Source organism: Mesorhizobium sp. B2-6-2 (assembly GCF_006440615.1).
In the GTDB taxonomy this organism is placed as follows: Bacteria; Pseudomonadota; Alphaproteobacteria; order Rhizobiales; family Rhizobiaceae; genus Mesorhizobium.
In genome coordinates this window covers 1-10,955 of sequence record NZ_VFUG01000036.1, presented here as the reverse complement: position 1 = coordinate 10,955, position 10,955 = coordinate 1, and the positions used below count along the sequence as shown (strand labels likewise).

At 58.1% G+C, this 10,955-nt stretch carries 7 protein-coding genes and 5 pseudogenes; 5 read left to right on the top strand and 7 right to left on the bottom strand.

Translation table 11 applies throughout. The features are described 5' to 3' along the window. Positions 1 to 76: 76 nt before the first annotated feature. Together FJ419_RS30405 and FJ419_RS30400 are read left to right on the top strand one after the other, a co-directional pair. Positions 77 to 223: pseudogene (locus FJ419_RS30405) on the top strand (transposase domain-containing protein); the annotation flags it as partial. Then, entirely contained in the window at positions 175 to 459 is a 285-nt protein-coding gene (locus FJ419_RS30400) for a hypothetical protein (protein WP_224656013.1), read from the top strand. The pseudogene FJ419_RS30405 and the gene FJ419_RS30400, both read left to right, overlap by 49 nt. Before the next feature lie 332 nt (positions 460 to 791). Here FJ419_RS30400 and FJ419_RS30395 read toward each other — a convergent pair whose 3' ends face one another. The 3 genes from FJ419_RS30395 to FJ419_RS30385 all read right to left on the bottom strand — a co-directional run bounded on the left by FJ419_RS30395 (position 792) and on the right by FJ419_RS30385 (position 3,523). Then, complete coding sequence (locus tag FJ419_RS30395) at positions 792 to 1,535, bottom strand: amino acid ABC transporter ATP-binding protein (protein ID WP_064995251.1); 744 nt, start codon at positions 1,533 to 1,535, stop codon at positions 792 to 794. A 119-nt stretch (positions 1,536 to 1,654) separates the two neighbouring features. Further along, positions 1,655 to 2,629, bottom strand: a complete 975-nt coding sequence (locus FJ419_RS30390) for an amino acid ABC transporter permease (RefSeq protein WP_064995246.1) — start codon at positions 2,627 to 2,629, stop codon at positions 1,655 to 1,657. A gap of 60 nt (positions 2,630 to 2,689) precedes the next feature. After that, positions 2,690 to 3,523: a transporter substrate-binding domain-containing protein gene (locus FJ419_RS30385; protein ID WP_064995250.1), complete on the bottom strand. Its 834-nt coding sequence runs from the start codon at positions 3,521 to 3,523 to the stop codon at positions 2,690 to 2,692. 1,257 nt (positions 3,524 to 4,780) lie between these two features. Here FJ419_RS30385 and FJ419_RS30375 point away from each other — a divergent pair. The 3 genes and pseudogenes from FJ419_RS30375 to FJ419_RS30370 all read left to right on the top strand — a co-directional run bounded on the left by FJ419_RS30375 (position 4,781) and on the right by FJ419_RS30370 (position 7,506). After that, a pseudogene (locus tag FJ419_RS30375) lies at positions 4,781 to 6,045 on the top strand (IS5 family transposase). A gap of 274 nt (positions 6,046 to 6,319) precedes the next feature. After that, positions 6,320 to 6,448, top strand: a pseudogene (locus tag FJ419_RS31375) (IS256 family transposase); the annotation flags it as partial. Continuing rightward, positions 6,388 to 7,506, top strand: coding sequence for an IS256 family transposase (locus FJ419_RS30370; RefSeq protein WP_084016182.1), 1,119 nt, complete (start codon positions 6,388 to 6,390; stop codon positions 7,504 to 7,506). The pseudogene FJ419_RS31375 and the gene FJ419_RS30370, both read left to right, overlap by 61 nt. 378 nt (positions 7,507 to 7,884) lie before the next feature. On the opposite strand, the gene FJ419_RS30365 is transcribed toward FJ419_RS30370, so the two are convergent. The 4 genes and pseudogenes from FJ419_RS30365 to FJ419_RS30350 form a co-directional block, all read right to left on the bottom strand. After that, on the bottom strand, positions 7,885 to 8,091 hold the full coding sequence (locus tag FJ419_RS30365) for a hypothetical protein (RefSeq protein WP_224656014.1): 207 nt from the start codon (positions 8,089 to 8,091) through the stop codon (positions 7,885 to 7,887). A 581-nt stretch (positions 8,092 to 8,672) separates the two neighbouring features. Then, a complete protein-coding gene (locus FJ419_RS30360) occupies positions 8,673 to 9,143 on the bottom strand; it encodes a thioesterase family protein (protein ID WP_084016180.1) in 471 nt (156 codons plus the stop codon). A 155-nt stretch (positions 9,144 to 9,298) separates the two neighbouring features. Then, positions 9,299 to 9,945, bottom strand: a pseudogene (locus tag FJ419_RS30355) (acetyl-CoA C-acetyltransferase); the annotation flags it as partial. A gap of 54 nt (positions 9,946 to 9,999) precedes the next feature. Next, positions 10,000 to 10,209, bottom strand: a pseudogene (locus FJ419_RS30350) (SDR family NAD(P)-dependent oxidoreductase); the annotation flags it as partial. Positions 10,210 to 10,955: the final 746 nt, after the last annotated feature.

Here is a 10,955-nt window from a genome sequence, read left to right as displayed (position 1 = left end):
TGGTCGAAATGGCAGGCAAAGCGCGTCATACCGCCATGATCGGAAGAGGCTCGGCATAGTTCGGCGGTCGGCATAAAGCGCTAAGTTGAATGACGTCGACCCTCAGGCCTGGCTCGCCGACATCCTCGCCCGACTGCCCGCCTATCCGGCACATTGGATCGATGATTTGCTGCCGTGGAATTGGAGATCCGCAAAACTGCGGACCCAACCAGCGGCGGCCTGAACATGCAGCGCAATAAGGTGCACCACGTCTACACCGTCGAACTTGTCGCCAGCGACCTCGGCGTCAGCGAAGCGCTCATCCACGAACTGACCCTCGGTCTCGAGCCGGAGGACGGCGTCATCTGGGTGTACGGCACCAACGATGACGACGGGATCTTAGCCTTCACCGATGAAGGCATCGAGGAGGTTAAACTCCTCCTCGAAGAATATCATCGCATCTCCCCATCAAAAACTTGACGCCAGCACCGCAGTGCTAAGGTCCTCATGGCCGCCGGATACGCACGTCTGCGTTCTTCACCGGTTGCGTACGCTTCCGCCGACCAGCGCCGCCGCGGACTTGCGTCCAGCCGGCTCGCAACCGCCTCAAGGACATGGAAGCTTCTGTCATCCGGCATAGGCGCAGACATAGAAATTGACATTGCAAGCTCCTCAGCTCATTCAGTGTCACTATCTATCGCTCATCACCTCAAGCCGCGCCAGATGGGGTCAGCTTGGCGCTTACGCTGATCGCCCTTGCCGCTACCTAGTTAGCTGTGGCACCAAGACCAACGAGTGTCAGCCGAGACCCTTCAATGTCTCAGGATCTGGCTAAGAAATAGCTTGGTGCGTTCGTGCTGGGGGTTGGTGAAGAAGTCGTTGGGATTGCCCTCTTCAACGATTTGGCCCCAATCCATAAATATTACCCGGTCTGCGACGGCGCGAGCAAACCCCATCTCGTGGGTGACGCAGACCATGGTCATGCCGTCGCTTGCCAAACTGGTCATAGTGTCCAGCACTTCGGAGACCATTTCCGGATCGAGCGCCGACGTCGGTTCGTCGAACAGCATGACCGCGGGTTCCATGCACAGCGAACGGGCAATCGCAACACGCTGCTGCTGTCCGCCGGACAGCTGAACCGGGTATTTGTTCGCCTGTTCTGGAATTCGCACCCGCTCCAGAAATTTCAGCGCGGTCTTTTTGGCCTGGGCTTCGGGCACGCCCTTGATCCACATGGGACCGGCCATGCAGTTCATCAGCACGGTCATATGGGGGAAGAGATTGAAGTGCTGGAACACCATCCCGACATTCTTGCGAACTTCGGTCACGTTGCGCATTTTGTTGTGCAATCTGATCCCGTTGACGGTGATCTCGCCCTTCTGATGCGCTTCGAGCCGGTTGAAGCAGCGGATGAGCGTCGACTTCCCGGATCCGGAGGGACCGCAGATGACGATGCGTTCGCCTTTGCGGACGGTTAGATTGACATCAGTTAATGCTCTGAAGGTGCCGTACCATTTGGAGACATTCGTGGCTTCGATAATTATGTCAGCACTCATTGACCCGTGCTTCTGACTGAATGACTCCTGGGATGAAAGTGATTCGCGCAGCACATTGCCAATCGCTTGCGAGGAATCGCCGCTATCGAGGCCCTTCAAGTGACTTTTGAGGCCAGCAGTCATCGTGCTTTGCTCCTTGCATAGTGACGCTCGAGTCGCGATTGAGCCACTTCGAGGCAGGCAGACATGATCCAATAAATCATTGCGGCTGTTATCAGCATCTCCATGTGATGGAAGGTTGGCTGGCCGATGGTGCGAGCAAGGAACGTTAGCTCCCACACTCCGAGGACCGAGACAAGCGAGCTGTCTTTCAGCATTGAGATGAACGTGTTTCCCATTGGAGGAATGATGACAGGCAGCGCCTGAGGCAGGATGATCCTGCGCATGGTTAGACCGAAGCCGAAACCAATGGATCGTGAAGCTTCCCATTGGCCGCGATCGATGCTTTGGATACCGGCGCGGAAAATTTCAGTCATATATGCGCCGACGCAAAGCGACAGCGCCAATATCCCCGAAGGAACGGCATTGATGACAATGCCCAGCTGCGGCAGCCCGAGGTAAATCAGGTAAATCTGTATGAGAAGCGGCAGGCCACGAAAAAAGGATGTGTAGAAGCTGGCGATAGCGTAGGCGAAGCCGTTGCTTGAAAGTTTAGCAATCGCTGCAATGATGGCGATGACTGATGCGCAAACAAGTGAAACTGCTGAAACATAGATCGTCGTCACCACACCCTGCGTAATCAGGTATGGCAGATTTTCCCAGATGAAGGGCAGACTAAGGTTGAACGCTTTGAAGAAGGCCAGGAAGAGAGTCAGCAGCTCGATCCACACAATGCCAATCTGGGCCTTCAAGGGGGCAAAACCGATTAGCACGATGTTTAGGCAGAACGTGACCCCAATCACGAAAGCGATTGCGAAACGCCCATAGACGCCACTCTGCAGAGGGTCGCCGATGACAGGCCGCATAAGCTCGCCGAAGGTTGTGCCCACAAGGTTGAACATGAGACAAATCGCGAAGACGACGCCAAAGATCGAGGCAACAAACCACGGTCTATGGACAAGGACCTCGGATTCCACCGTATCCTGGTAAAGCATGGGACATCCTCCAACAAGGCGGCTCGGGCTGACCCGAGCCGCGTAACTTTCACCAACTTGCTAATTCTCGACAGAGTGGTCCGACCCGTACCATTTGATCGACAGAGTCGAGAGCGTGCCGTCATCCTTCATGCTCTTTAGGGCGGCTGAGACCTTCTCGCTGAACTCCTTGTCGCCTTTCATCATAGGGATGGCAGCAGGCGTGGCAAAGAGACTCCCAAGCACCTTGAAGGGGTAGCCAGATTTGATTGCTCTTTCCGCGAGAGTTCCGTCAGTAAGAATTGCATGAAGACGGGTACCATCGCCTAGCCGGAGATCATCCAACGCAACACCCGTTGAGGTATAAACCTTCACTTCACCGGCCTTGAATTTGTAATCCTCGGGCCGAGCGCCAATCCAATCCCACTTAAAGTTTTGGTTTACATAGTCCTCGGCCAGGGTTCCAGCGGAAACGCCGACGATCTTTCCATTTAGATCGGAAAGTGTAGACGCCTTACTGTCATTGTGAACAATGACAGCCGCTTTTTCATAGAAGTAAGTGGTGGAATAGTCGAATTTTTCAGCTCTGGTTTTAGTAGGGGTCATTTGACCCATGCTAATATCCCAACGGCCCTGCCAGTTGCCTGCGGCTATGATGTCCCACCCCGGCGTGACAAATTCAACGTTAACACCAAGGGATTTAGCGACGCCTTTGGCGACGTCGATGTCATAGCCCTCTAATTCGTGGTTCGCATTCAGGGAAGACATTGCTCCCCAATCAGTGCCAACCGCAACCCTGAGCGTCTTCGTATTGAGAACACGCTGCAGCACCTCTCCGGCATACACCGAGGTACTGTAAACGACCGACGCGATGGACAATGATGCCGCTGTGATAATTGTCACAATCTTATTCATAGTACATTCCCCTTTGAGGTTGATATGATGCATGAGACTCGGCGGTACCGCTCATACAGAAGCGACGGGCCGCTATAGCCAATCACCATGGCTGAAGCAGCCGCGAGCGCTCACTCCTCCATGCCGTCGCCTATATGCTAACCAAAGCCCCTCGGCCCATGAGGTAGCAAGAATATAATCAATATCAGACCCATCTGGAAGTTAGATGGCTGGAAGCGTCTTGGCAGCCCGGAAATCCTCCAGCCGGGCGGTCCAAAATTGGGAACACCTCACGATATCTTGTCATTCGATGACCCATAGTGGGACTTTGGGGACAACAAGATGACCCGTGGTCATGCCAAGCGTGTCAAGATCTAACGCTAGGTATGATGTTACCGATGATATCGAGCCACACGGCGGCACGACCAACATAAAATGTGTGGGTATCCCATCGCGTTTCGAGATGTTCATTTGCGATACACCGAAAGATGCCCCCCACCGAGACCAGTTGGCAACCCACGAACTGCTCATGGCGGAATGAGGTCATGCGGAAAGCAGTATTCGACAACGGCGAAGGAAATTGACCGGTTGCAGTGTTTTGTTTAAGTAAATCGCTTGTCGCCAGCCCCGGCAGCGAAGCGCTTGTTTGGAGAGGACACCAACTTGGGGGCGATTATCTCCTGCGATACCACTAATCGCTTGCAGACTCACTCCCGGACAGCTAAATGCGGTTCTGGATATGCTAGAGCCCCGATGTATTTGAAAAGCGCGTTCTGCTCAGATGTCCTGGAGGTGTGCTCTCAATTGGTCGCCGCAAATAGCGCTTGGTCGGCATCGCGAGCACGCGGAAGGGGGGCTCCAGATCAGGCAACGTCAACGCCTTGCTCAGAATAGCTCACAAGCGTGTGAGGACTCACCTGTCACTGTCGCATGAGCCGGTCCATGAAGAACCTCTCCAGCAGTGTGGGAAATGTGCTGGCGCTCTTCATCCCGGTCTCCCCGCTCAGATGGCTCCACTCGCAGTAGGGCGCACTGCAGTAACTCTGGCGTTTCGGTGAGATCCCAGTAGGTGTCGGTGACGTGTGCGTGCCCGAGGTAAGTCGTCGGCCGTGAAGAATACCGAAGCCGCTGATATCGCATAGGAATAGTCTACTTTTCAGCTTCCGAATTGCAGGTAACGGCCAGTTTGTGGGTAGTTTCTTGCAATTCCAGTTTGCGATTTCGCCGCCTGGCGAAGCGCGATTCGCCGCTTTCATCGCAGTGAATCGGAGCTAGGCGATGGGCAGACCACGCGAGCGGCGTGAGACTGGAGAACAGGATCTGTTCCGCGCTCGCCTTGAGCAGAGAGGCGCGCTTCGGTGCGGTCTATTCGAACGGTCCCGGCATGCTGCCGATGCCGACCCGGCTAATAGCGGGGCTCGCCATCCTCAAGCACACCTTCAACCTGTCGGACGAGGCGCTGTGCGTCCGCTGGATCGAGAACCTGTATTTCCAGTGTCTGTCCGGCGAGGAGTTCTTCCGCCACAACCTGCCGTTCGACCGCTCGTCGATGACGCGCTGGCGCAGCCGCATGGGCGAGGAGCGGATCGTCGCGCTTGCAAGAAAGCCTCAGCATTGCGGTCAAGAACAGGGCGATGAAGCCGACCGACACGCGCCAAGTGATCGTGGACACGACCGTGCAGCCTGTTCCCGACCAACGCCAAGCTCATCCACCGGGCCCGCGAGCGGCTGGTGCGGCTGGCGAAGAAGACGCGGCTCGACCTGCGTCAGTCCTATGTCCGGGTCGGCAAACAGGCGCTGATCATGTATCAGCGCTACGCCCACGCCAAGCAATTCAAGCGGGCCAACAAGGCCCTGCGCAGGCTCAGGACGTATGTGGGGCGCACCGTCCGCGACATCTCCCGTCAGATCGCCGGCGACGCGAAGCTGGACGCGCTTTTCAAATGGTCGCTCTACCAGGCCTCCACCGTTCTCGAGCAGCGCCAGCGCGGCCGCAAGATCTACAGCCTGCATGCGCACGAGGTGGAATGCATCGGCAAGGGCAAGGCGCACGCGCCCTACGAGTTCGGGTGAAGGTGCCGGTGGCCACCACACTGAACCGCTCAAAGGGTGGCCAGTTCGCCCTACATGCAAAAGCGCTGCCCGGCAATCCCTATGACGGCCACACGCTCATCGATCATCCCTGACATGGAAAAGACCATCGGCAACGAGATCAGCCGCGTTCTCGCCGACGCCGGCTATCGCGGCCACAATGCGCCGCAAAGTCATAAGTTCAGGGTCTTCACCGCTGGTCAAAAGCGCCGCGTGACACCGGCCATCAAGCGCCAAATGCGCCGCCGCTCCGCGATCGAGCCGGTGATTGGCCACATCAAGAACGAACACAGAATGGCCGCAATTAACTCGCTCACATCCAAGGCGATGCGATCAACGCCATCCTGGCCGCAGCCGGTTACAACTTCTCCCTCCTGCTCAGGTGGCTGAAGCAACTTTTGTGGCTCTTGATCGCCGCGTTCCTGAACCGGCCGAAGCAGCTTGCCGCTTAGCGATCAAGATTGTTCACAGTCGACTAAGTCGAGAGCACCGGCAGGTTGCGCTCGACAATGACCCCATCGCGATACCAGCGCAGCAGGGTATAGAAGCTTTCGCCACAATCGAATGAGGAGTCAACGACTGGCGCGGTGGCGGTGGGTTCCGGGGAGTTGCCGTTGGCCGACGGCTTTCGCCTTGTGGGTAGTGTGCTGAGGGTTCTGCAAATTCGCTGAGAGAGGGAAGGCTGGTGATGTTCAACGTCACCGATTCCCTGGAAGGAACGCCACCATGACCAAGACAGAAAGTAAGACCGCCAGCGCTGCCGTCAAAGACATTCTGCTTTCGAACCCGGATGGATTGCACGAGGTGATCCGCGCCGTGATGCAGGAGGTGCTCGGGGCCGAGATGGACGAGGCGCTGGGTGCTTTGAAGAGCGAGCGCACACCGGAGCGGCTGGGCTGCCGCTCGGGTTCTATGGCCGTACCCTTGTCATCGGCAAGCTTGAGCTGCGGGTTCCGCAGGACCGGGCCGGCCGCTTCTCCACCGAGCTTTTCGAGCGTTACCAGCGTTCGGAGCGGGCCTTGGTGGCCACGCTTGCGGAGATGTATGTGCAGGGCGTTTCGACCCGGAAGGTCAAGGCGATCACAGAAGAGCTGTGCGGCCATGCTTTCTCGGCCTCGTCGATCTCGGCCATCAACAAACGCCTGGACGAGAGTTTGAAGGCGTTTGCCGAGCGCCTGCTTCAAGAGCCTTTTGCCTACCTCATCCTCGATGCTCGCTACAAGAAGGTACGCGAAGCCGGCATCGTCATGAGCCAGGCGGTGCTGATCGCGGTCGGCATCGACTGGGATGGGCGGCGCCAGATCCTGGCCGTCGAGATGGCCAATCGCGAGCCGCTCGGCCTGGAGGGATTTCCTCGTCGCCCTGAAGGCGCGCGGCCTCAAGGGCTCGAGCTGGTCGTGTCCGACGATCATGCCGGCCTGGTGGCCGCGATCGGCGAGGTGATCCCGGAAGCCGCCTGGCAGCGCTGCTACGTGCACTTCCTCAGGAACGCGCTCGATCACCTACCGAGAAAGCATGGCGACGATTGCCTGCAGGAGTTGCGCTGGCTCTATGACCGGCGCGATCTCGCCGAGGCCAAGGCCGATCTCGCCGCATGGCTGTCCAAATGGTCGGGCCGCTATCCAAGGCTGACGACCTGGGTGGAGGAGACCATCGAGCGCACGCTGACCTTCTTTTGTCTGCCGCGCCAGCATCACAAGCATCTCAAGAGCACGAACATGCTTGAACGGCTCAATGAGGAAATCCGCCGGCGCACCTATGTCGTACGCATCTTTCCAAACTCACAGCGCTGCCTGCGCCTCGTCAGGGCACTGGCCGTCGAGACCAACGAAAACTGGATGGAGGCCAACCGCTTCATCAACATGGACGACCTGCGCGAGCACAAGAAGCTCGCGCTGCGTCAAGCCGCATGACCAGCTTCATGGCCGCCTCATTTTGCGGAACTCACACAACCGCCTTTTGCCGGTGCCGCAGTCCGGACCGTCGCTCCGTTTCCAGTCGCTGCTCATCAAACCGGACATCGGATCTCCCGCATCCAGCTTCCCACTGGCCTCATCGTAAGGCCCACGGCGGCGATACGCGCTGCCGACGAAGACACACCACGCCCAGTTTCTCGGAGATGTGGTCCGCGAGAGCTGTTTCGCGCCGCACCCTTGCAGCTTATGCCGATGGCACTTGCTCACGCGGTCATACACATTACCGGTCAACGGCATCATAGGCCGGCGCTCGGGTGTCGTAGCTGAAGTAGGTCGACCAACCGAGCAAAAGCTGGTTCAGCCGAACACGCACTTCTAGCCGCGGCCCCTTGTTACACCCTCCGCCTCGATCTGCGCAAAGGTCACGCCGTTCACGCCCGGCGAACCCGCATTGGCGCGGGTAAGCGCATAGGCATGGCGCAGCATGTCTTCACGGCAGATCTTGTCGTAGAGCACGTAGAAGCGGTAAAGGGGCTCCGCCTTCGCCTTACGATACAGCTTCCTCTGCAGATACCTGGTCATTTCGGCGTTTCCATGCTTGTCGCCAATCACCCCTCCCCACCACCTTCGAAAGCACACCAGAAGTCAGGGTCCTTCGCTCCGCTGGCATTACCCGGCTTCAACGGCCGGACGACCGTTTCCGACTCCCGCCGGCACCGCCGCCCGGAGGTTGAGGCCGCCACCCTCATGCCGAACGGGCCTCCCTTCGATTACCAGCATCACCTTTCCAACGTGCCGTGCCCAATACCCGGCAGACCGGACAGGTGCCTATGTCGATTGCTTCCCTGTCCGCACAGCCTTCCCCGAGCGAGAGATGGGTCGGAGTCTGCATTGACTCTTTCGAGGCCTGCTCAGGCTTTACTCACGTTACGGCACGCTGGATTGCTCGACCGCCCGGGGCGGTCTTTGTCACGAGGCTTCGTCCCGGCCAGTTACCCAACCAAGCCGCTATTCAGACTTTCCGGTGGATCCCTCCTCCACTGGTGATACGCGCCTTCGAGGCATCATCACGCCTGCCAACGGGACGGTGGACACCCAGAATCCGCCGCCTAACGTACACGCAGAAGTTGCCACCGACACGGACTGACGAAGGTCAGGTAAATTCATACTATTCTCGATATGCCCATTCGGCGACTGACAATGCCCGGATCGAATTTACCATTGTCCGCCTCAACACCGCCTCTAAGGTCGGCCAGCACATCGGGCAGGAATGGTTCCACGCGCCGCGATAGCAGGTTGAAATTCAGGAAAAGCTGTTCAGCTGTCGACAGTAACGCTCCGTCGGCACGTACCATGGTTTGCGCGACATGGACTCGCTTTTCGTCTATGTCGGCTATCCAAGTAGTAAGGACCAAATTGTCGCCGCGCATCGCTTCTTTCTTGTAAGCGATCCGCGCCTCGGCGGTGACGAGGCCAGAGAGCATCGAACCATTCGCATTTAGACGTATGGCAGTGTCGAGCCGTACATCCGCAGCTTTACTGAACGCTGCCAGATAGTGCACCATATTCATGTGCCCATATCCGTCAATAAGATCGTCGGTCACCATTGTTGCGAATTTACAGGTCGCATCCATCTATTTGCCCAATCTCTTGTAATGTTAGAAGATTACAGTGCCGCCGATATTGCGTGCTCACACTCTACTCGCACGTCGCTGCTGCCGAAAGAGAGCTCAAGCGACACATGACAGAGGCGAAGTTGGCGGTGCATCGCTTTTGCTTGGCTCCGCGATATTCGTTCCACGCACATAGAGACGCCCATGCCCCCGCCGATGCAGAGCGTCGCCAGGCCCTCTTTCGCGCCGCGCCGGCGCATTTCGTAGACAGCGTGTTGAACACGCGGGCACCGGAGGCGCCAATCGAGTGGCTGATGGCGATGGCTGCCATCAACGTTAACGATTGTGGATCCCAGGCCATGCTTTTGTAGACGGCGCGGGCCTGCGCGGCGAAAGCCTCGTGGCCTCTACGAGGTCGAGGTCCTTGACCGACCAGCCGGCCTTCTCCGGCGCCCGCCTCGAGGCGGGAATAGGTCCGGGGCCCATTATCGCCGGATCGACGCCGGCAGTCGCCCCGGCAGCGATGCGGACCAGCCGGGCGATGCCGCGGCCTGGTGGCTTCTGCCTCGGTCATCAGCAGCGCGCCGGCGCCGTCATTGATGCCGGACGCATTGGCCGCGTCACCGTGCCGTCCTTGTCGAGAGCCGGCTTCAGGTTAGTCATGGCGTCGATGACGGCGCCATGAGGATATATTCGTCCTGGTCGACGATCGTGTCGCCCTTCTTGCCCTTGATGGTGACGGCGACGATCTCATCCTTGAACTGCCAGCCTTCTGCACCGCCTCGGCCTTGGTCTGCGAGGCGAGCGCGAACTGTTCCTGGTCGCAAGCAAAAATGGCTGGTGAAATTGACCGCCAACGTTGGTTTCCAATGTCGATCCCATCCATCCGCTCGGCTGCAGCTTCGAAGAAGCGCTCAGTATCGGTCGCTTCGGCAAGATCACAACGTGTCGCGCCAATGGCGGGATGTCGGTGGCTCATCTCTGCAATCTTCTGTTGATCAACATCGCACACCTCTACCGGAGCCCCAGCTTTCGCAAGTGCCTCGGCGATAACACGACCAATACCGGAGGCCGCAGCGGAGACCATAGCTCGGCGACCAGTGAGAGACAGGGAGGGGGTCCTTTGTGCTGCTCCTAAATATCCGAGTAGGTCGCAAGTTTTGCAACGAATTCACGACTTACTTAGAGGTCCAACACACTATTTCTGCGAGCGTCGCTAATTCAAATGTTGTTTGCAGATTGAAGCCATCTCGAATTCAGATTCTACCGCGCTAATGGAGAATGGTAACTTCTCCGGGGTTACGCGGGCACAATACTGCGAACTCACCAGCGATAGCTACGCATTGCCGGCTGCGAGCAGCGCGTCGATTTCTGCATCGCTGTATTCAACGAGCGGAGAATCTTACGAGTGGACGCGCCGAATTTTTCGGCCGGGGAGAGTGCACTGACCGCAGGCCTGACGGCATACGGATCGAGCTGCACGACGACGTGGCCGCTCTGGTGCTCACAGTAGCCCGAGAAGGAAAAGCTGCCGCGGTCCGTGCCCGGGGTGCCATCCGCAGGCCGGGCGTTTCCGGAACATATCGCACCGATGTCCTCGCATACCGCCACGCCGCGCCAGCGGGCCGAAGCTTCGCATCGGGACCCGCGGGTTCATCGAAAGGCCCTCGTCCCGCGTAGTCGTTGCAATAGGGCATCTGCAGCAGGCCCGAGAGGGCCGCGAGCGAGGTTCCTCGGCCACCCAAGCACGTGCAGTATCTCAGATATTTTCGACTGCACGTCGCACTGCAATTAGCCGCTTCTCCCAGGCGTCGCCGGTGAGCCTCTTTGCGC